This window comes from Pedobacter sp. PLR (assembly GCF_026239675.1).
Lineage (GTDB): Bacteria > Bacteroidota > Bacteroidia > Sphingobacteriales > Sphingobacteriaceae > Pedobacter.
In genome coordinates, this window is record NZ_JAPIVQ010000002.1 from 56,616 (window position 1) to 78,251 (window position 21,636).

20 protein-coding genes are annotated in these 21,636 nt (G+C 41.6%); 12 read left to right on the top strand and 8 right to left on the bottom strand.

The window, feature by feature from the left end; translation table 11 throughout:
* Nucleotides 1-15 precede the first annotated feature (15 nt).
* The 4 genes from OQX61_RS03865 to OQX61_RS03880 are packed head-to-tail and all read left to right on the top strand — an operon-like array spanning nucleotide 16 to nucleotide 2,390.
* Complete coding sequence (locus OQX61_RS03865) at nucleotides 16-510, top strand: fumarate hydratase (RefSeq protein ID WP_265840363.1); 495 nt, start codon at nucleotides 16-18, stop codon at nucleotides 508-510.
* Nucleotides 511-551: 41 nt separating this feature from the next.
* A complete protein-coding gene (locus OQX61_RS03870) occupies nucleotides 552-1,358 on the top strand; it encodes a S1/P1 nuclease (RefSeq protein WP_265840364.1) in 807 nt (268 codons plus the stop codon).
* A 1-nt stretch (nucleotide 1,359) separates the two neighbouring features.
* The gene (locus OQX61_RS03875; RefSeq protein ID WP_265840365.1) at nucleotides 1,360-1,812 is read left to right on the top strand and encodes a low molecular weight protein-tyrosine-phosphatase; all 453 of its coding nucleotides are present in this window, start codon (nucleotides 1,360-1,362) and stop codon (nucleotides 1,810-1,812) included.
* Nucleotides 1,813-1,826: 14 nt separating this feature from the next.
* Nucleotides 1,827-2,390, top strand: coding sequence for a DUF1543 domain-containing protein (locus OQX61_RS03880; RefSeq protein WP_265840366.1), 564 nt, complete (start codon nucleotides 1,827-1,829; stop codon nucleotides 2,388-2,390).
* 241 nt (nucleotides 2,391-2,631) lie between these two features.
* Here the strand turns inward: OQX61_RS03880 and cphA are convergent, their stop codons facing one another.
* The gene (gene cphA, locus OQX61_RS03885) at nucleotides 2,632-5,247 is read right to left on the bottom strand and encodes a cyanophycin synthetase (protein ID WP_265840367.1); all 2,616 of its coding nucleotides are present in this window, start codon (nucleotides 5,245-5,247) and stop codon (nucleotides 2,632-2,634) included.
* Between the two features lie 271 nt (nucleotides 5,248-5,518).
* On the opposite strand from cphA, the gene OQX61_RS03890 reads away from it, so the two are divergent.
* The 4 genes from OQX61_RS03890 to OQX61_RS03905 all read left to right on the top strand — a co-directional run bounded on the left by OQX61_RS03890 (nucleotide 5,519) and on the right by OQX61_RS03905 (nucleotide 10,307).
* Nucleotides 5,519-6,394: a cyanophycinase gene (locus OQX61_RS03890; protein WP_265840368.1), complete on the top strand. Its 876-nt coding sequence runs from the start codon at nucleotides 5,519-5,521 to the stop codon at nucleotides 6,392-6,394.
* 27 nt (nucleotides 6,395-6,421) lie between these two features.
* Nucleotides 6,422-7,264, top strand: a complete 843-nt coding sequence (locus tag OQX61_RS03895) for an isoaspartyl peptidase/L-asparaginase (protein ID WP_265840369.1) — start codon at nucleotides 6,422-6,424, stop codon at nucleotides 7,262-7,264.
* Nucleotides 7,265-7,284: 20 nt separating this feature from the next.
* Nucleotides 7,285-7,965, top strand: coding sequence for a hypothetical protein (locus tag OQX61_RS03900; RefSeq protein WP_265840370.1), 681 nt, complete (start codon nucleotides 7,285-7,287; stop codon nucleotides 7,963-7,965).
* A gap of 176 nt (nucleotides 7,966-8,141) precedes the next feature.
* Nucleotides 8,142-10,307, top strand: coding sequence for a carboxy terminal-processing peptidase (locus tag OQX61_RS03905; RefSeq protein ID WP_322973524.1), 2,166 nt, complete (start codon nucleotides 8,142-8,144; stop codon nucleotides 10,305-10,307).
* 69 nt (nucleotides 10,308-10,376) lie between these two features.
* Here OQX61_RS03905 and OQX61_RS03910 read toward each other — a convergent pair whose 3' ends face one another.
* Nucleotides 10,377-11,306, bottom strand: a complete 930-nt coding sequence (locus OQX61_RS03910; protein WP_265840372.1) for an SPFH domain-containing protein — start codon at nucleotides 11,304-11,306, stop codon at nucleotides 10,377-10,379.
* A 150-nt stretch (nucleotides 11,307-11,456) separates the two neighbouring features.
* Here OQX61_RS03910 and OQX61_RS03915 point away from each other — a divergent pair, with 150 nt between their 5' ends.
* Complete coding sequence (locus OQX61_RS03915; RefSeq protein ID WP_265840373.1) at nucleotides 11,457-11,642, top strand: hypothetical protein; 186 nt, start codon at nucleotides 11,457-11,459, stop codon at nucleotides 11,640-11,642.
* On the opposite strand, the gene OQX61_RS03920 is transcribed toward OQX61_RS03915, so the two are convergent.
* Together OQX61_RS03920 and OQX61_RS03925 are read right to left on the bottom strand one after the other, a co-directional pair.
* On the bottom strand, nucleotides 11,639-12,745 hold the full coding sequence (locus tag OQX61_RS03920) for a CapA family protein (RefSeq protein ID WP_265840374.1): 1,107 nt from the start codon (nucleotides 12,743-12,745) through the stop codon (nucleotides 11,639-11,641). The genes OQX61_RS03915 and OQX61_RS03920 overlap by 4 nt on opposite strands.
* 79 nt (nucleotides 12,746-12,824) lie before the next feature.
* Entirely contained in the window at nucleotides 12,825-13,379 is a 555-nt protein-coding gene (locus tag OQX61_RS03925) for an NlpC/P60 family protein (RefSeq protein ID WP_265840375.1), read from the bottom strand.
* A 227-nt stretch (nucleotides 13,380-13,606) separates the two neighbouring features.
* On the opposite strand from OQX61_RS03925, the gene pdhA reads away from it, so the two are divergent.
* From pdhA to hisS, 3 genes are all read left to right on the top strand, one after another.
* Nucleotides 13,607-14,602 carry a pyruvate dehydrogenase (acetyl-transferring) E1 component subunit alpha gene (pdhA, locus tag OQX61_RS03930; RefSeq protein ID WP_265840376.1) on the top strand — a complete coding sequence of 332 codons (996 nt, stop codon included), beginning with the start codon at nucleotides 13,607-13,609 and terminating at the stop codon, nucleotides 14,600-14,602.
* A gap of 30 nt (nucleotides 14,603-14,632) precedes the next feature.
* On the top strand, nucleotides 14,633-16,282 hold the full coding sequence (locus OQX61_RS03935) for a pyruvate dehydrogenase complex dihydrolipoamide acetyltransferase (protein WP_265840377.1): 1,650 nt from the start codon (nucleotides 14,633-14,635) through the stop codon (nucleotides 16,280-16,282).
* A gap of 75 nt (nucleotides 16,283-16,357) precedes the next feature.
* On the top strand, nucleotides 16,358-17,743 hold the full coding sequence (gene hisS / locus OQX61_RS03940; protein WP_265840378.1) for a histidine--tRNA ligase: 1,386 nt from the start codon (nucleotides 16,358-16,360) through the stop codon (nucleotides 17,741-17,743).
* Here the strand turns inward: hisS and OQX61_RS03945 are convergent.
* The 4 genes from OQX61_RS03945 to OQX61_RS03960 form a co-directional block, all read right to left on the bottom strand.
* Nucleotides 17,733-18,218: a nuclear transport factor 2 family protein gene (locus OQX61_RS03945; RefSeq protein WP_265840379.1), complete on the bottom strand. Its 486-nt coding sequence runs from the start codon at nucleotides 18,216-18,218 to the stop codon at nucleotides 17,733-17,735. The two genes, hisS and OQX61_RS03945, sit on opposite strands and share 11 nt — an antisense overlap.
* Before the next feature lie 11 nt (nucleotides 18,219-18,229).
* On the bottom strand, nucleotides 18,230-18,622 hold the full coding sequence (locus OQX61_RS03950; RefSeq protein ID WP_265840380.1) for a response regulator: 393 nt from the start codon (nucleotides 18,620-18,622) through the stop codon (nucleotides 18,230-18,232).
* Between the two features lie 268 nt (nucleotides 18,623-18,890).
* Complete coding sequence (locus OQX61_RS03955; protein ID WP_265840381.1) at nucleotides 18,891-20,333, bottom strand: SDR family oxidoreductase; 1,443 nt, start codon at nucleotides 20,331-20,333, stop codon at nucleotides 18,891-18,893.
* On the bottom strand, nucleotides 20,330-21,634 hold the full coding sequence (locus tag OQX61_RS03960; protein WP_265840382.1) for an AarF/ABC1/UbiB kinase family protein: 1,305 nt from the start codon (nucleotides 21,632-21,634) through the stop codon (nucleotides 20,330-20,332). Before OQX61_RS03960 ends, OQX61_RS03955 begins: the two co-directional genes overlap by 4 nt.
* Between the last annotated feature and the right edge of the window lie 2 nt (nucleotides 21,635-21,636).

The window sequence follows — 21,636 nt, forward strand, 5'->3', positions numbered from 1 at the left end:
TAAAAATACCCGGATATGTGGAGATTGATGTTATCCCTTTTACTGATTTCAGGCTTGTTTGCTGCTTGCACCAGACTGCCGAATGTACAAGGAAAAGGTGAGGCTTTTTTGCAGGGTGTTTGGAATCAGGATAGTATACCCAATAAGGAGCAATTACTGAATTATACGCAGCATAAGTTTAAATTTACCTGTGATTCGTTCTACGTAGATTTAACCACGCATTCTAAGGTGAATTACTATTCTGATTCTTGTTTTAACAATGGCGTTTGGAAAGAATATGCCAAAGGAGTTTATGAGGTCCGCAATGACAGCCTGATTCTGGAAGGTACTTATACCAAAGCCAATTATAAACAAAAGGTGACCGGTTGCTATCAGATCGGAAGATATGTAAGGAGCTTTTTTGTCAAGTCCTTTGAGCCTGAAAAACTGTCTCTGGTGAATGCCAGTGATCAGAGGGAATGTAACCTGGTCTTGAAAGAGAAGATCGTTTGCGAGCCTAAAGCATTGTAAATTAAGGTCCGGAAGCGGATTTTCCTTAAATATTAATTCTAATGAATACAAAGTCTATCAAAAGATCATTGAAAGTTGCCTTAACCGTAGCGGTTATGGCTTACCTGCCTTTAAATGCAAATGCATGGGGGATGCTTGGCCACCGTATTGTCGGACAAGTTGCAGAAAGCCACCTGTCTAAAAAAGCACGTAAAGGTGTCAGAGGTGTATTGGGCTCAGAAAGTCTGGCTATGGCTAGCAACTGGGGAGATTTTATTAAATCTGATACCGCATATAATTATATGTACAACTGGCATTTTGTAAACCTTCCTGGTGGACTGGATAAACAAGGGGTGTTTAACTTCCTGGATTCAGACGCTGAGGCTAATGTTTACAATAAGGTGCTTGAAATGTCCGCGATTTTGAAAAATCAGGAAAGTACTGCCGGTCAAAAACTGTTGGCCATGCGCATGCTGGTTCATATGGTTGGCGATTTAAATCAGCCAATGCACACTGCCCGTAAAGAAGATCTTGGGGGTAATAAAGTATATGTAACCTGGTTTGGTGAGAAATCTAACCTGCACAGGGTTTGGGATGAGGCACTGATCGGTTATCAGCAATTAAGCTATACGGAATACGCAGATGCGATTAACCATCCTTCAAAGGATCAACTGACCGCATGGAAAAGCAATTCTTTAAAAGATTTCGTTTATGGTTCTTATGAAGCCTGCAATAAAATTTATGCAGAAACTAAACCAGAAGCGAAATTAAGCTACAGATACAATTATGACTTTGCAGGTCTGCTGGATACACAATTGTTGAAAGGTGGAATTTGCTTAGCCAATATCCTTAACGAAATTTATAGCTAATATGAAAATATTAATGGTTTGTCTGGGCAATATCTGCCGTTCTCCGCTAGCGGAGGGGGTGATGCGCCATTTAGTGGAAGAACAGGGGTTGGACTGGGAGATTGCTTCAGCCGGCACCGGCGACTGGCATATCAATCAGCCTGCCGATAAAAGGGGGATCGCCATTGCGAAAAAGTATGGCTACGACATCTCTAAACAAAGAGCCAGGCATTTTAATCCGGATCATTTTGAAATCTTTGACAAGATTTTGGTGATGGATCAACAGAATGAAAAGGATGTCCTGAAGCAGGCAGATCAGCTCCACCACCGCGAAAAGGTAATGCTCTTTTTACCAGACGATCTGGAAGTAACAGATCCTTATTTTGATGATAAACTGTTTGAACCTGTATTTCTGCAAATTGAATCGCGCTGCAGGGAAATTATCGAAGAAATCAAAGAAGAAGAATCCCTGTAACGTTATTTAACCCTATGGAATCACCTAAACTGTTTATGCTAATGCTGGGTTGTAAACCGGCAGCACGTCGGATTGAACAACATGACATGCTTTTCTCTATCGGTACCGTTTTAAAGGATTTGAAACAAGAAATTCTTGATTTCTGGCCGGAAGCAGGAGAAAAAATTCATGTGGATGCCTGGCGTGAGGTAAATACAGTGAATGGGTATAAGATTGAAGTAGTACCTAAGGCTGAACTAAAGGAGCAGGAACAACAACACAAACTGTTTTTTATGAACCTTGGCGGCTATAAGCCCAATGAGTTCGACGAACCGCATTATAAGCTGCTTATCGTTGCTCCTGATATGGCCAATGCTATTCAACAGGCAAAACAAACCGCGTTTTATAAACATACCGGATTTAATGGCGCAACTTCTCATATCGATGATAAGTATGGTGTAGATGTAGATGATGCTTTTGAGGTGGTAGATATGCTTCCTGAATCGCTGAAAAGCAATTACGAGTTGAAAATCACTTTAGAAGAAGGGTTAGTGGCTGATGAAATCCATCTGGGTTACTTTAAACTCAGCAGACTCTAAAAAACATTAAACTCCGGAAACCTGAGTAAACTCTGGCAATCTGAGAAAACTCCGGAAACATGAAAAGGTCTGAAAACCGGAGTAAAGCCTCAAATGTTGTTAAATATAAAACGGGAATTCTTCTTTGAAGACCTGTGAATATTTGCGTTTTAGCAAAGATTCGAGGCTGAAAAGAGAAATTCCCGTTTTAAGATCCTGCACAGAACCCCCTCTTTAAAAAGCGATAAACGTGCAGGATTTTTTATACCCCAAATTCTTTATCAAGGTAATCTGTTACTTTAACAATCGCATCGTCAATCGTATCACTTAAAATAGTGAAGAAGGAACCAGAACGCGCGGTTGCCATAATATATTTCAGACAGTCATCGCCATTGTTATTGATGATAATGTCCATATCTGGTTTCACCTCACGAATCCCTGTAATCAATAAATCGATCAGTTCTTGTGGGGGTCTGCCACGAAGGTATTTCTCCTGACAAATGATGATTTTATCAAACATCTGAGCAGAGATCTTCGCAATTTCTAAATTATCCGAATCTCTTCTGTCGCCTGTAGCAGAAATCACACCGATATGTTCTGTCGCGTCAACCGTTTTCAGGTAAGACTTGATGCCATTAAAACCATCCGGATTGTGGGCGAAATCTACCATGATTTTAAACTCCTTGAATTTGAAAGTATTCATCCTGCCTGGTGTTTGTGCAGCAGAAGGAATAAACGTTTCCAATGACATCCTGATGTCTTCAATTTTATATCCCCAAAGGAAGGTCGCAAGCGTTGCGGCAAGCACATTCTGAATCATAAAGTCGACACTGCCACCAAAAGTTAAAGGTACATGCGTTACCTTTTCTACCCTGATTTTCCAGTCGCCTTTTTTGACAGTGATGTATCCGTTTTCGTAGATGGCAGCAATACCGCCTGCTTTACAATGTTCTACAATCACCGGGTTTTTCTCGTCCATACTGAAATAGGCGATGTTACAATCGGCAGCATTGGCAATTTTAATGCAGTATTTGTTGTCTGCATTTAATACGCCCCAGCCACTTCTTTTAACAGATCCTATGATCACTGATTTCACTCTGGCAAGGTCGTCCAGGGTATGGATGTCGGAAATGCCGAGGTGATCTTCCTGGATATTGGTGATGACACCGATATCGCATTGGTTGAAGCCCAGACCTGCTCTGAGGATTCCTCCTCTTGCAGTTTCCAGCACGGCAAATTCTACGGTTGGATCTCTAAGGATAAACTCCGCACTTACCGGTCCGGTAGTATCACCTTTCATCAACATGGTATTCTGCACATAGATCCCGTCGGAGGTCGTAAAACCTACTCTGGTGCCATTGCTTTTTACAATATGAGCGATTAACCGGGTCGTGGTCGTTTTACCATTAGTACCGGTTACTGCAATAATTGGGATTCTGGTTGATTTCCCCGGAGGGTATAACATATCAATTACCGGAGCGGCTACGTTCCTTGGCAAGCCTTCGCTTGGGGCAAGGTGCATTCTGAATCCTGGTGCAGCATTAACTTCCAGCACTACGCCACCGTTTTCTGTAAGGGGTTGTGTTAAGTTTTCTGCCATGATATCAATGCCGCAAATGTCAAGTCCGATGACTCTGGAAATGCGCTCAGAGATGAAGACATTTTGAGGGTGAACAAGATCAGTTACGTCAATTGAAGTACCACCTGTACTTAAGTTGGCAGTAGATTTCAGGTATACAATTTCTCCTTGTGGAGGAACGGTTTCCAGGGTATAGCCCTTTTTATCCAGTAAGTCCAGCGTATCTCTGTCCACACTGATTTCAGTCAGTACATTTTCATGTCCGTAACCTCTTCTTGGATCAAGATTTTCTTTGTCGATCAGTTCCTGTATGGTCAGCTGGCCGTTTCCGGTTACATGTGCAGGAACGCGAAGTGCTGCGGCAACCATTTGATGGTCGATCACAAGGATTCTGAAATCATAACCCGTAATGAACTTTTCAATGATAACTTTCTTCGAATATTGCTGTGCGTATTCAAAAGCGGCTTTCGCGGCTTCATCAGTTTTTACGTTAATGGTTGCGCCTTTTCCGTGGTTTCCATCCAATGGTTTAAATACCATCGGGTAGCCTACAGCCAGGATGGCATTGTCCAGATCTTCCGGATCCCAGATCGTTACTCCTTTGGCAACGGGAATCGCTGAATCCTGTAGTAACCGCTTGGTTTCATCCTTATTGCAGGCAATATCTACTGCGATAGAGTTTGTTCTTTCCGTCATCGTTGCACGGAAACGGACTTGATTTTTTCCGTAACCCAATTGCACTAATGAGCTTTTATTTAATCTGATCCATGGAATGTCTCTTGAAATGGCTTCATCTACGATAGATCCAGTACTTGGACCCAGGCGTTCCAGCTCCCTGAGTTCACGCATCTTCTGGATGTCATGTTCCAGATCGTAATCTGTACCGGCAATCAGTGCTTCCGCAATTCTTACGGCAGATTCTGCGGCATAAAGGCCTGCTTTTTCTTCTAAATAGCTGAAGACAACATTGTAAATTCCGTCTGTTTTAGTTTGACGTGTTCTGCCAAATCCGGTGTCCATTCCGGCAAGCGTCTGGATTTCTAAGGCGATATGTTCAATCACATGGCCCATCCAGGTGCCTTCCTCAATTCTCATGAGTAAGCCTCCGGGTTCACCTTTTGAACAACGATGTGTATACAGGGTAGGTATTAATTTTTCGATTCTTTCACCAAATCCTTCAATCAAATTGGTAGGATACTGTTCCATTTCCTCAAGATCCAGTCGCATTTGAATTAATTTTTTTCTTTTGATAGACCATATGTTTGGTCCGCGTAGCACCTGTATGCCTAGTATTTTCATTATAGATTTGTTATTTTGTGTTGGTAGTGACCATATTACGGGGAAGTTATCAGTTTCTTGGATAGGGTCGAACGGAGACATTAAAGTAAGAATTTTTTCGGAAAAAACAGCTATCCACCCGGTTAAATCCTGGTAATATATTTTAGGCGAAATAACGGACGGATTATTGTGCTAAATCGAAATGTTGATAGGGGAAAATATTGATAAATAATTCATTGTTATTGAGCATTACCCTATATATTTGAAATTTTTAGCAACGAAAAGATTTATAATGACTCCGAAGGGTAAACTAATAATTATAGGTGGTGCAATAAACACCGGAAGTTTCACAGAGACAACTTTTGGATTGCCCCAGAACATGAATTTCTTTGAAAGAGGAATTCTGAAGAAAATTATGACGGAATCGATAAAGGGCACTGCATCTCGTTTTGAAATCATGACTACGGCCTCTTTAATTCCTGAAAAAGTGGGAGAGGAGTACATTAAAGCTTTTGCGCAGCTGGATGTTCAGGATGTTGGTGTTTTAAATATCATCACCAGAGAACAAGCCAATTCAGAAGAAAATTGTGCAAGGATCAAAGCCGCAGATGTGATTGTTTTTACCGGTGGTGATCAATTGCGTTTGTCTTCTATTTTCGGCGGTACCGCCATTCATCAGATTCTGCTGGACAAATATCAGGACGAAGCCGTGGTGATTGCGGGAACTTCCGCAGGTGCTGCAGCAAGCTCTAAAAATATGATTTATCAAGGTAGTAGTAAAGATGCCCTGCTGAAAGGCGAGGTTAAAATTACCGGTGGTCTTGGTTTTATTGATGGTGTAATTGTAGATACCCATTTTGTGCAGAGAGGAAGGATTGGCAGGTTGCTATATGCGACTGCAAGTAGCCCTGGTATCCTTGGAATCGGCTTAGGGGAAGATACCGGCCTGTTTATTTCCAATGGAAATATCATGGAAGCCATCGGCTCAGGAATGGTCATTCTTGTAGACGGAAGAAACATGACTGACACCAATCTGACTGATGTAGAAATGGGGCAACCGGTTTCCATCAGTAACATGACGGTTCATGTGATGTGCGACGGTGATATTTATGACCTTAGCGAACACAAATTAACCATTCATCACCCCAAAGTGATCCCGGTAGATTAACATCAGTTCATACCCTAAATTAAAAGGATGAAAATTATTATTCATGGCGGTTTTTTCAGCGAGTCTGGAACCAACCAGGAAACCAAAATAGCAAAACAGAAAGCCCTGGCGGCTATTGTAAGCCAATCTCATCAGTATTTAAGCACGCATACCGCATTGGAAACCGTAGTTTATGCCGTGAGTTTATTAGAAGATGATCCGCTTTTTAACGCCGGATTGGGGTCACAGATTCAAAGCGATGGTGAGCTGCGCCTGAGTGCTGCTTTAATGGATGGTAAAAGCCAGAAGTTTTCAGGTGTGATCAATATTCAAAATGTGAAAAACCCGATACAGGTTTCCGAAAAGCTGCTCAGCTATGACGACCGCGTATTGAGCGGTGCAGGGGCATTAGATTTTGCCCGTGACCAGGGCTTTGATTTTTTCGATCCGGTCATTCCGCAGAGAAGGCAGGAATATGAAGAGAAATTACAGCAATCTTCCAGATTAGGTACTGTAGGATGTGTCGCCTTAGACGCGGATGGTAACCTTGCTGCGGCAACCTCTACAGGCGGAAAAGGATTTGAAATCCCTTGTCGCGTAAGTGATTCAGCCACGGTAGCCGGAAATTTTGCCAATGAACATGCAGGGATTTCCTGCACCGGAGTTGGAGAAGATATTGTAAGTGCAGCACTGGCAGCTAAAATTGTGACCCGTGTGACTGACGGCTTTACACTAAAAAATGCCTGTGATAAATCATTTGAAGAACTGAAAGCCTTTGATGGTTTTGCAGGGGTAATCGGCATTAGTGCCTCCGGAGAATTGTATCATACCGACTCTCATCCTTATATGGTCTGGGCTGCATTTGACGGTAGTTTACAGGTGTTTAACTAAAATTGTTATATCTTTGTAAGATGAACAAACTTTGTTTAGTTATTCTTTTCCTACTCTTTTCAGGAAAGGCAATGACACAAACCAATACTTTTCTTCCTCAGGAACCACCAGCAACGAGCGGCGCAATTAATATTGTGACCTCTAGTCTGGAAGAGGCTGATGGCAATACTTATTTTGCAGAAGCACTGAAGAATGAAAGAAGAGGTGACCTCAATGATGCCCTTAATTTATATACTAAAGCCGCATTTGAGTTCAATTCCTCTAAACTTTTTGTTCGTTATGGAGAGGCATTGATGAAACTAGGAAATGTTCACCTGATGATGAATCATTATACCGAAGCAGAACAGGTTATCCTGAATGTAGCCTTGAAAAACTATTCCAAAATCGGCAGTAAAAACGGCCAGATGGAAGCTTACTACCAATTGGGCAGGATTTATTTAGCTGCCGGTAAACTGACACAATCACTTTGGTTTTATACCCAGCAGGGCATCCTTGCCAAACAGCTCAACAACAATAATGCGTATGTAGAGTCTGTTATTGGCATCGCCCAGGTGAAAATTAAGAAAAAAGAATATATCCTCGCTTCAAGAGATTTGAACAGGGCGGAACTGCTGTTGAAATCGGCAAATAATGCACAGTTGAAAAGTAGAATTAAAGAAACAAGATCGCTAATTCCCTCAAAATTAGTCGCTAAGAAGTAATCTTTTAAACCTCCGAAATTATCATCAGCCTATGGGTTTTTGTATAGGTTTTTTAATTACTTTTGATAAGTTGACAGAAAAGAGACGGTAATAATACTGTCTCTTTTCTGTTTAATCGTGATATTGGTATCATATTAGTTGTGGATTATAAAATGGATTTTAAATTATTCAAAGAAATGTTAAAAAGAACATTACTGGTCATCTTTACTGCTGCTGTACTGGCATGCCAAGCTTCCCCTAAGCCACAACCACTGGTTCAGGGCGTAAGTAATATTGTGCCTGACGAACGCCAGGCATTAGTAGTTAGGGAGGTCGTGGGCCTGATCGAAAACTATAACTACAAAAAGATAAAGCTCAATGATTCTATCTCTTCTTTGATTCTTGATAAATATATCAAGGATCTGGATCCATATAGATATTATTTTCTGGCTTCAGATATTAAGGATTTTGAACAGTTTAGGAACACCCTGGACGATGATTTCAGAAATGGCGACCTAAGCGCACCCTTTTACATCTTTAACGTTTATTTGAAAAGATACAACGAGTGGCTGAACTATACGCTTACTCAGGTGAAAGGTAAATATGATTTCAAGGAAGATGATACTTATGTATTTGACCGCGAGAAAATGCCATGGGAAACTACCATAACAGGATTACAGGAGATCTGGAAGAAAAAAGTAAAATACGATCTGGTCAACCTGAAAATCGCAGGTACGCCGCCATCAAAAAACATAGAAACACTAACTAAAAGATATGAAAACCTAAAGTCTCAGACCAATAAGGTAAACAATCAGGATGTGTTTCAAATTGTGATGGATGCTTTTACCGAAACCATCGATCCGCACACCAATTATTTTAACCCGGCAAATGCGCAACAGTTCAATGAAGATATGGCGCGCTCTTTTGAGGGAATCGGTGCAAGACTTAAACTGGAAAATGACATCCTGAAGATTGATGAAGTAATCCCGGGTGGACCTGCTTTCAAAAGTAAATTACTAAGTGCCGGCGACCGTATTGTCGGTGTTGCGCAAGGTAATGGCGAATTTGAAGACATTATCGGCTGGAGAATCGACAATTCAGTTTCTAAAATAAAAGGCCCTAAAGGCACTAAAGTAAGGTTGAAAATTATCCCTGCCGGACGTGAGCTTTCCTCTAAGCCTGTCATTATTGAATTAATGAGAGAGCGTATTGTGATGGAAGATCAATCGGCTAAGAAAACCGTGAAAACGATACTGTCTGATGGTAAACCGTATAAAATCGGGATCATCAGGGTTCCTGCTTTCTATGCAGACTTTAAAGCGGCTAATGCCGGTGATCCGAACTACAAAAGCACCACCCGTGATGTGAGGCTATTGATTGATACGCTGAAAAATAAAGATAAAGTGGATGCTATTGTGATGGACTTACGTGCCAATGGTGGTGGTTCATTAGTGGAAGCGATTGATTTGACAGGCCTGTTTATTGATAAAGGTCCGGTGGTACAAGTGAAAAACACCAAGAATGAAATTGAAGTGAATGAAGATACCAATCCGGGTGTAGTCTGGGACGGCCCGCTGGGTGTGATGGTAGATCGCCTGAGTGCTTCTGCTTCTGAGATTTTTGCTGGTGCAATCCAGGATTATGGAAGAGGAGTGATCATGGGTACACAAACTTATGGTAAAGGTACGGTGCAGTCTTCTATTGACCTGAACAGACTGGTTAATCCTTCATTATTGCAAAGGATTGCTGCTTTGGTAAATAAAGATGCTAAAACAACGGTGACTACGACTAAAGACGGTGCGCCAATTCAATTGGGACAAATCAACTTAACAATGGCTAAGTTTTACCGTGTTAATGGTAGCAGTACACAACATAAAGGTGTAATGCCGGATATTCAGTTCCCTTCTCTTTACCCATTGAATAAAATAGGTGAAGATACAGAGCCGTCAGCTTTGCCCTGGGATGAAGTGCCTAAATCGAACTTTGCACCTGTAGCTAACCTCGCTCCATTGAAACCGGAACTGGTAAAACGACATGAAGAAAGAATGGCGAAATCTCTGGATTATAAAACATTGGAACAAGATATCGCAGACATGAAAAAGCGTGACGGAGAGATCTCTATCACTTTAAATGAAAGCAAGCTTAAAGCGGAACGCGATAGCCTGGAAACAAAATCTCTGGATAGAATTAATAAGTTAAGAGCTTCAAAAGGCCTTCCTCCGGTAAAAAAAGGAGATAAGGTGAAGAAAGAAGAGAACATTGACTTTATTGAAGATGAAAGTTTACAGATCATTGCCGACTTAATCAAGTTGAGTGATCCAAAGAAAACGGAACTGGTAAATAGAGCAGGCGGTTTTAATTAGAAAATATAGCTTATAAAAAAAGGGGATGCCAGCAATGGACATCCCCTTTTTTTATAGACTGATATTGGTTTATTTATCGTCTTTGTTTTTCTGGAGCTGCATGGCCATCATTTCTTTCATGGTTTTATTCATGCCTTCTGTTGAGCCATCAAGGAAAATCACATTGCCATCGCTGTTTTCTGCAAAATGTTTGATGGATTCTGTCCACATGGTGAATAAGATCACAGAGATATCCAGATTGGCTTCTTCCATTTCCTGTGCGGCCTTGGTCATCCCATGCGCTACTTCTGCACGGAATAAAGCGATACCCTGTCCGCGTAACTGAGCGGCTTCTCTTTCTGCTGCTGCGGCAATTTTGATGGCATTACCATCTGCTTCTGCACCTTTGGTTTTGGTAATCAATAAAGCCTGACCTTCATTCTCTGCTGCTGCTTTTAAGTTATTGGAAGCCACAACTCTACTCATCGAGCGCATAATTTCATCATCGAAAGTAATGTCGTTCAATTGAAGATCCTGTAGATGATAGCCCCAGCTTTCCAAAACCTGGTCGATCTGGTGCTTTACATGGTCTACAATCTCATTACGCTGCGCCAATACATTAGCTTGTCGCTGTGTAGCAACATAGGCCCTGATCGATCCTTCAATCGTCCGGATCAATGCCTGCATGAGGTTAGTCGCGTCTACAAATTTAAAGGCTACGTTTTTAATGGTTTCTTCGTCGTGGTTCAGCACAGAATAAAGCAGCATGGCTTTAAAGTACACATTGGCCTGATCCTGGGTAACCGCCTGGAAAGAGAGCTCTACAGAGCGGTTCTGTATCGAGATTCTGGATTGAACAACTTCAAATAAAGGGATTTTGAAACTTAAACCCGGTCTTAACAATCGTCTGTATTTTCCAAAAATTGTAACGACAGCGATCGTTCCTTGTTTTACGGTAACGAAGGAGCTGATCAAAATAACTAGTGCGATAAACACTATAATGTAAAGGGTAAGATTCATAATGAAGCGTTTTTTGGTGAAATATGTTGGCTTCAAGATACAAAGAATTTTGATTTTCAGGTGATCCTGAGTGGTGTTCGGAATGTTGGAGACATCTGAAAAGAGTTGAGGCATAGATTTTGCCTTGTCATCATAAACAACACAAATCTTATGAACGTAAAACGCACTTTCGGAACAATATTAACCATACTGGGCATTGTAGGGCTTATTTATGCCGGTTATGGCTTTGTGAAACACAGTCTGCAAAGCAGAGAACTGATCGTAGCAGGAATCATTGGGTTGATCTTCTTTGTATCCGGTATTGGATTAGTGAAAAATACTAAGGACGAAGCTTAAAATTTTTTGCGCCCGATTTTTCCATTTTCAGAGAAGTCCAGCTGGTGGCCAGGGAAATCAGTGTCGGTCAGGGTTTTTATTTTATGAAATGCAGCATCCTGATCATCCAGTCTCAGGCGGTTGATCTTGTCTTGTTTTACGGAAATAACGTCAGCAGACAGGAAATCGCCGTCGCCGTTTAACTTTATTTGCAGGAGTGGAGCAATGCCATTAGGACCTTTCAGACTGAACATTCCGTAGGTACAGAAGTTGCCCAGACTGTAAGCGATAAACTTATTTTTATACAATTCCACTGCCCTGGTTACATGGGGGCCATGACCTAAGACGATATCTGCACCGGCATCAATCACCCCATGTGCAAAGCGATATACATCACCACGGTTTTCTTTGTAAAAGATTTCATTTGCCCGGGGAACATGCTCAAATCTGGCGCCTTCTGCTCCTCCGTGAAAAGAAACAATGACAATATTTGCCTGTTGCTTTAAGCGGCTGACCAATTCTTTTGCCGCGACCAGGTTGTTGATAGAAAGCGTGTTTTCGTTGGGTGCAAAAGCACAGATCGCGTATTTTACACTGTCTATTTCGAAGATCTGGAAAGGATGAGATTGTAAACCAGCATAATTAATTTGTAAAGAATCCAGGATTGCCATGGTGCGCTTTCTGCCTTTACTGCCAAAATCGCCGACATGGTTATTGGCAATACTTAGGACATTAAATCTCGCATCTTTAACAATTCCGGCATAACGTTCCGGCATTCTGAAAGCAAAACAGCTGTTGCTTAGCGTGTCTTTACATTTGGTAGATTTCCCGTTGTTCAGGAAGCAACCTTCGAGGTTTCCGAAAATCAGGTCTCCTTTTAAATAAGGGGTTACCTCCTGAAAACTGTTTACCGCATCGTCTGTAGGTAGATTTGCTTTGGTCGGATAGGCAGAACCCAGCATAATATCGCCGACAGCAGCAATCCTGATGGTATCTTTTTTAACCTTAGGGATAGTATCGGTTTTAACGAATGAAGCCGTAGGTACACTCGCGCGGTTTCCTTCGCAGCTAAATAAGAATAAAGCGGATAAACAGAGTAAGGCAAGCGTATTTAGTGGTTTCATGAGTAAGCGTTTATTTTTTTCATAAAAAAAGTCCTCCCGGTATGATGGGAGGACTAAATGTCTTTTGGTTTGTGAAGGATTATTCCTCCATCAGGTCATTTTTCACAGGGTCCAGAATTCTGCCACCTTTGTAAAAATACCTCGAATAATAAGGGTCGTTTAAATTGCTGATTACTACTCCGCGACTGGAAGAGGCATGAGCGAAGCGGTTATCACCAAGAAAAATGCCAATATGCGTAATGCTGCGGCTTTTGATCTTGAAAAATACCAGATCTCCTTCTTTTAGCTCGTCTTTTGGCAATGGATCTACCATGCTAAAAATGTCGCGTGAATTGCGGAGTATCGTTGTGTTGAAAACTTTATCGTAAATCGCTTTTGTAAAAGCGGAACAATCAATGCCTTTTTTGGTATTTCCACCGAATCGGTAAGGAGTACCTATCCATTCGTAAATGAATTTGTAAAGTTTGATGTTTGAAGTCGCATCTACTGCAACACCCATTACCTGAGAAAAATATTGGGAAGCTAAATTATCAGGATCTTCTAATTTATTGGTTTCTTTTGATTTTGTCTGTGCATGAACGGCAGAGAGGCTGCACGCGACAATTAGGGTAGAAAACAAAAATCTTTTTATCATACTCTTAAGTTTGGGTAATAGACACTTACACTTAAACGTACACCACTGGGGCTTATTGTCCGGTGTCAAAACTATGTATTTTACAAATGTTATCCAAATGTAAACTGTTTAAAAGTAAAAGTTATCCACATTTTCTGTAACCTTAGTGTTCATTTTACATGTTTTTGTTCAATATGTTGCAATAAAAAAGTAGATTTGCTCTTGTAAATAAAAACCAATACCCAAAAATGAGTGCAGTAGAAATTAATAAAGATACCTATCTGAAGTGGTTTGAGTCGATGTTGCTGATGCGCAAGTTCGAAGAAAAAACAGGTCAACTATACGGACAACAAAAAATCCGTGGTTTTTGTCATCTATACATTGGTCAGGAAGCTGTCGTAGCAGGTGCTATTTCAGCGTTAAGACCAGAAGATTCTATGATCACCGCATACCGCGATCATGCACATGCTCTTGCAAAAGGTGTAAGTGCAAACAGCATTATGGCTGAGATGTACGGTAAAGCAACAGGATGTTCAAAAGGTAAAGGTGGTTCTATGCACATGTTTAGCAAGGAGTTTAACTTTTACGGTGGACACGGTATCGTTGGTGGACAGGTTCCATTGGGAGCAGGTATCGCTTTTGCTGAGAAATATAAAGGCACAAAAAATGTAAACGTTTGTTACATGGGTGATGGAGCTGTTCGTCAGGGCGCTTTACACGAGGCTTTTAACATGGCGATGTTGTGGAAACTGCCGGTTATCTTTGTTTGTGAGAATAATGGTTATGCAATGGGTACTTCTGTAGAACGTACTACAAACATGACTGATATATATAAAATAGGTTTAGGTTTTGATATGCCATGTGCTCCTGTAGATGGTATGGATCCAGTAGCAGTTCACACCGCAATGGATGAAGCTGCACAACGTGCCAGAAATGGTGACGGACCAACCTTCCTGGAAATCAGAACTTATCGCTACCGCGGACACTCTATGTCTGACCCGGCTAAATATCGTTCTAAAGACGAATTGGAAGCTTACAAATCGAAAGATCCAATTGAGCAGGTAAGAGAAACTATTCTTAAAGAAAAATATGCTGATCAAGCATGGATCGAAGAGATCGAAGCAAAAGTGAAACAAATCGTTGATGATTCTGTTAAATTTGCTGAAGAGTCTCCATGGCCGGAAGCATCAGAATTGTTTACTGATGTATACGTACAAACAGACTATCCATACGTACAAGATTAATTTAGAACGCATTTCATTTAATAATATAGAATGGCTGAAATAGTTAGAATGCCCAAAATGAGCGATACCATGACCGAAGGTGTGATGGCTAAGTGGCATAAGAAAGTTGGCGATAAAGTTAAAAGTGGCGATGTAATGGCCGAAGTGGAAACCGATAAGGCAACCATGGATCTTGAATCTTACTGGGATGGTACCATTTTATACATTGGTGTAGAAGAAGGTCAGTCTGTTCCTGTGGATGCAGTTATCGCTGTAATAGGTAAAGAAGGAGAAGACTATAAAGCGGCATTAGCAGCAGAAGAAGGTGCTGCGGCTCCTAAAGCTGAAGCGGCGCCTGCTGAAACAGCTGCTCCGGTTGAAGATAAAAAAGAAGCAACTGCAGGAATTACTGATGCTGATCTTGAAAAGATCGGTGTAACTGTAATCAGAATGCCTTTGCTAAGTGATACAATGACTGAAGGCGTAATCGCTGAATGGCATAAAAAAGTTGGTGATAAAGTTAAAAATGATGATATCCTTGCTGATGTAGAAACCGATAAGGCGACTATGGAAGTAATGGGTTATGCAGACGGAACTTTATTGCATATTGGTGTGGAAAAAGGTGCTGCCGCGAAAGTGAATGGCATTATGGCGATTGTTGGCCCGGAAGGAACTGACATTAGCGAATTCCTTAAACAAGGTGATGCTCCTGCAAAACCTGCCGCTGATAAAAAAGCTGATGCTCCGGTAGCTGAAGCTGCTCCTGTAGCCGCAGAAGAAACTACAGCAGCTCCTGCTGAAGGATCTGACCGCGTAAAAGCATCTCCTCTTGCAAAGAGAATTGCGAAAGACAAAGGTATTGACCTTGCTAAAGTTGCAGGTAGTGCTGATGGCGGACGTATCATCAAAAAAGACATCGAAAACTTTAAACCAGCCGCAGCAGCAGCCCCTCAGGCAGCAGCAAGTGCAGCACCTGCTGAGAAATCAGCTTCGGTAAGCATTCCTGTGTTTGTTGGTGAAGAGAAATATACAGAGAAACCAGTTACGCAAATGCGTAAAGTGATTGCTAAGCGTTTAGCTGAAAGCTTGTTCACTGCACCGCATTTCTACTTAACAATGGCTATTGATATGGACGGCGCAATTGCTGCACGTACCAAAATCAATGAATATTCTCCGGTAAAAATCTCTTTCAATGATATGGTGTTAAAAGCAGTTGCAATTGCTTTAAAACAACACCCTAATGTAAACTCTTCATGGTTAGGCGATAAAATTCGTTACAATGAGCATGTGAACATTGGTGTGGCTGTAGCTGTTGAAGATGGTTTACTAGTTCCTGTAGTTCGTTTTGCTGACGGTAAATCATTGTCGCATATCTCTGCGGAAGTGAAAGACTTTGCACAACGTGCTAAAGCTAAAAAATTACAACCATCGGATTGGGAAGGTTCTACATTCACCATTTCTAATTTAGGAATGTTCGGAATTGAAGAATTTACTGCCATCATTAACCCACCTGACGCATGTATTCTTGCGATCGGAGGAATCTCTCAGGTTCCTGTGGTTAAAAACGGTGCGGTAGTTCCGGGGAACGTAATGAAAGTTACTTTAAGTTGCGATCACCGCGTAGTGGATGGTGCAACAGGATCTGCTTTCTTACAGACGCTAAAAGCATTGTTAGAAGAACCAGTAAGACTATTGGTTTAATTAATATCCTAAATAATCTAAAAAGCTGCTTCGGCAGCTTTTTTTATGCCTGTTACTTTTTGTACTTTTGTCGCTATGTCGAATATTAAACCTTCTCTAGTTAAAGGAACCCGTGATTTTTCACCCCAGGAAATGGTCAAACGCAATCATATTTTTGATACCATTAAGACGGTATTTAAAAAGTATGGCTATGCCGAAATACAAACCCCAACGATGGAAAACCTGAGTACTTTAACAGGTAAATATGGAGATGAGGGCGATAAGCTGATCTTTAAGGTGCTAAATAGTGGAGATTACCTTTCTAAAGTGAAACCGGAACTCCTGGCAACGGCCAACTCAAATGCCATCACCTCCTCGATTTCTGAAAAAGCATTGAGGTATGATCTGACTGTCCCTTTTGCCCGTTACGTAGTCATGCACCAGAATGATATTTCCCTGCCTTTTAAGCGCTTTCAGATTCAACCGGTGTGGAGAGCTGACCGACCACAAAAAGGTCGCTATAGAGAGTTCTATCAGTGTGATGTGGACGTAGTAGGTTCGGATAGCTTGTTAAATGAAGCAGAATTCGTGCTGATCTATCAGGAAGCGCTGAGTAACCTGGGTCTTAAAGACTTCACGATTAAATTAAATAACCGCAAAATCCTTTCTGGAATTGCAGAAATTATAGGTAAACCGGAGTTGATCATCGACATGACGGTAGCCATTGATAAACTGGATAAAATTGGCCTGGATGGCGTAAGTAAAGAGCTGTTGGAGCGCGGTTTTACGGAAGAAGACCTGGAGAAATTGAAGCCGGTTATTTTATTGCAAGGCAGTAACGAAGAGAAACTGGAAAGCCTGCGTACCGTATTGGCAGATTCGTCAACCGGAATGAACGGGATTGCAGAGATCGAAACGGTGTTCAAATACCTAAAAGGATTGTTGCAAAGCGCTCCGGAACTTACACCGGACCTGGAACTGGACATTACCCTGGCACGTGGTTTAAACTACTATACCGGCTGTATCTTCGAAGTGAAAACCAATGAAGCTGCAATGGGCAGTATTGGTGGTGGTGGTCGTTATGATGACCTGACCGGTATGTTTGGCTTAAAAAATCTAACAGGTGTCGGGATTTCTTTTGGCGCAGACCGTATTTACGATGTGTTGCTGGAACTGAATCTTTTCCCTGAATCTGTTGCTGCAGGAACGAAAGTCCTGATCAGTAATTTTGATGAGGCAGCAGAATTATATGCATTACCTATCGTACAACAACTGAGAAATGCGGATATTGCTGCGGAACTCTATCCTACTGCTGCAAAGCTGAAAAAGCAAATGAGTTATGCGGATGATAAAAACATCCCTTACGTGATTTTGATTGGTAGTGATGAGTTAGAAAGCGGTCTGTTAACGTTAAAAGATATGCACAGTGGCGTACAGGAGAAACTATCCCTGACCGACATTATTGAAAAAATTAAAGATTAATCTCCGGATTTTTTCTTGACCTATAAGCGGCCAGTTTAGCGCTGGCCTGCTTTCTTACCTTGTTTCTGAGGAAGGAAGTCCAACCCAATAACATTCCGGTAAGTCCCAGCGATTGTTTCGACCATTTATAGAAGTCGAACTGGTCCCGGTGGCGGATGATTTTTCCGTTTTCGATGACAAACTGCGCATCTATCTGATTCAAAACTTTTCTTCCCGTTGCCGAAAAGGTATAATACGCATCCCAATGTGCCGTAGCGCCGTTTTCTGTTGCTTTAACCTCGCTAAATTCAATACGCATGTCTTTTCCGCTTTGAATCAGCATGGCCCACATGGCACGCAGCGCTGTGGCATTCAGATTGGTAAATACGGGGTCGCTGAAAGTCGCCTGGTCGCTGTAACAATCTTGCATTCCGGCAATATCTTTATTTTGAAAAGCCGTGTAGAATTTGGTGATCAGTTCCTGATTGGCGTTCATCTTGTTGAGTTTTAGTAAACTTTTCCGGCAAGGATGCCCTCGATTCTATCGAGCAAATCGTCAATGTCAAATGGTTTAGCCAGAAATCCGTTAGGCTTAAAAGCACCATGCTGGATATTGGCTTCGGTATATCTGGCGGAGATCATCAATACAGGAATTTCAGCAGTGTTGACATCAGATCTGAGCTGCGTTAACAGTTCTCTGCCATCTCCATCAGGCAGCATAATGTCCATAATAACAAGATCTGGCCTGCATTGTTCAATATGGCTCATCATGTTGATGCTCTTATTCAGGCCGGTTACTTTATACGCTTCGCTTTGTAAGATCAGCGTAATGACATCAAGTATGGCATGATTGTCCTCAACGACGAGTATGTTTTTGTAAATTTTAGAGCTATTTGCCAAAATCGAGGGGGGTTGGATGTAATACAAATATATTTAACAGGATTGATTTGTTAATACATTTACTTGTTTTTATCAACAAATTCTGGTAAAAATATTTGCCAACTGGGTATAGGCTCAAATAGGGGGTGTTGACTGGAATAAAGATAGAAATGTTGCGTTATTGTAGAAAAAAACATTTCCCAATCAAACCTTTTGTGTTTTCGCGTGTCTTACTACTAAGTTTTAGGTTTTTAAGGAAGGTGCAATTGTGGCGATTGTGCCTTTTTTATTACCCCTTAAATTCAATGATCCGCCTGGCCATGCCGTCGAAAATGAAAATATGGAAAGGGAACATGGCATACCAGTAGATCCTTCCCCATAAGCCGGAAGGACGGAAGGTCGCAATCTGAGACAGAAAATATTGCCCATGGAATTCAATGACTTTAAATTCTAACCAGGCTTCTCCGGGAACTTTCATTTCAGCAAATAATAATAAGCGCTTGTTTTGCTGATCGGCTAATAAAACCCGCCAGAAATCCAAAACATCGCCAGCATGTATAGAGGTGTTACTTGTTCTTCCTCTGCGTGTCCCTACACCACCCATCAGCTTATCCAAAAAACCCCTTAAATTCCATAGCCAGTTGGCATAATACCAACCCCTGTTTCCGCCAATGCTCCATAAGTTTTCAAATACTTCCTGCGGGTTTCTCTCAAAAGGCATTTTGACCTTATACTTCAATGTTCCGTTTTGTGGAACTTTCACCTGATCCATGAAGCTCGTATCCAGATACCCCCTGTTCAGGGCATCTTTCCAGCTGGAAACAATAGAGTTTTGTTCAATTTTCTCGAAAGCAAGCTGCAGGGTTTTTCGGTAAGGTAAACAAGTGCCCGGAACAACGCTGTTGATGTTATTCTCTTTACAAATGACCTCATTTTTCATACTGTCTACCAGACTCCTTGCTAAAGTATAAGGCACCGAAGTGACCATGTTTAGCCATAACGATGATAAACGGGGCGTAAGCAGTGGTAAAGTGATAATGAACCGTTTTAAATGCCTTTCTTCTGCATATTGGAGCATCATTTCTTTGTAACTCAGAATGTCTGGTCCCCCAATGTCAAAGGTCTGGCAGAGTGCTTTGTCATTTGACAGTACTCCGCTTAAATAACGGAGTACATCCCGTATACCAATCGGTTGACACTTAGTTTTGATCCATTTTGGCGCTACCATGACCGGTAATTTCTCCGTCAGGTCTCTGATGATTTCAAATGATGCACTTCCGGAGCCGATAATGATGGCTGCTCTTAAAATAGTAAAGGGAATCCCCGATTGTTTCAATACCTGCTCCACGGCCAGTCTGGAACTTAAATGTTCCGATAATCCGGAATCATTGACAATACCAGTGAGATAAATCATCTGCTTGCATTGCGTAGGTTTCAGGCCTTTGAGAAAGTTTTTTGCAGCGCTGTTTTCCAACCCGGAAAAGCCATGTTCACTGGCAGACATAGAATGGACCAGATAATAAGCTGCAGTAATATCGATTGGGATTTCTACAAGGGTTTCGGGTTTGAGTAGGTCTCCGCTGATGATTTGCACCTGATCTCCAAAATCTGAGGCCTCAGCAAAACGCCTTTTATCTCTCACCATACAGACCACTTCATGCCCTGCTGCTAAAAGAACTGGAAGTAATCGGGTGCCGATATAACCATTTGCACCTGTCAGCAGGATTTTCATTTTAAGGTATGAGGTTGGAAAGTATCCGTATTCACGACAGATTTTAACTCCTGTAGTATGGTATATAAGCCGAAATTAGTCCGGTTCACATAAATGAAGTGTTTTACGCCCCGGGCCTGTTTGAACTCAGGCATAGTGGCCACTTTTTCGGCATATTTATAGAGCTGCTCAAAGAATTCAGGCTTACTGAAATCGAAGGTTTTGCTGGTATATGGCCTGGCAAAAAGCTCAATCATTTCGCGGTAAGCTTTATAATAAAACTCAATCTGACTTTCCGTGTCTTCGGGATGAATCATTTCCAGTTGCCTGAAGGCAGCAATGGTTTTCGCTTTGTCCTGAAGCACATCTGTAGAGATCAGGGAGAAAAACGGATAGTAAAAATCATCCGGCATTTCCTTAATACAGCCAAAATCAATGACCCCTAATTTCTCATCCGGCGTGATCATGAAATTACCGGGATGTGGGTCCGCGTGTACCGCTCTTAGTTCATGCTGCTGGAAATTGTAAAAGTCCCACAATGCCTGTCCGATTTTATTTCTCAGCTCCTGTGAAGGCTTGGTTTTCAAAAACTCTTTCAGATGCAAGCCCTCAATCCAATCCATGGTGATGATCCGTTTTCTGGAAAGTTCCGGGTAATATTTCGGGAAGACCACATTTTGTAAATGACTACAAGCTTCAGAAAACTCGATAGAGCGGCGAACTTCAAGCTCATAATCTGTCTCTTCCAGTAATCTTTCTTCTACTTCTTTAATGTAGATATTGAGCTCCTTTTCGTTCATTCCCAACAGGCGAAAAGCAAAAGGCTTCACCAGTTTCAGGTCGGAAGAAATGCTGTCGCCTACACCGGGATATTGAATTTTAACGGCTAAGGTTTTTCCCTGTAGCTCCGCCTGATGCACTTGTCCGATAGAGGCGGCATTGCTCGAATGTAGGTTAAATTTATCATAAATCTGTTCCGGAGTTTTTCCGAAATGCTTGCTGAAAGTTCTTACAATGAGTGGTCCGGAAAGGGGAGGTGCGTTGTACTGCGACTGTGTAAACTTGTCGATATAAGATTTTGGCAGGATATTTTTGTCCATACTCAGCATCTGGGCAACCTTTAAAGCGCTGCCTTTAAGTTCGCTCAGCGATTTATAAATATCGGTAGCATTGTCCTCATTCAGCTCATCTCTGCTCAGATCAGGGTTAAATAGTTTCTTGGAATAATGCTTGATATAATTGCCGCCAATCTGGATCCCTGTTTTTACAAACTTCGCTGATCTCTGTCCCTTCGTTACCGGAATACGCTCTTGTGCTTTCATGA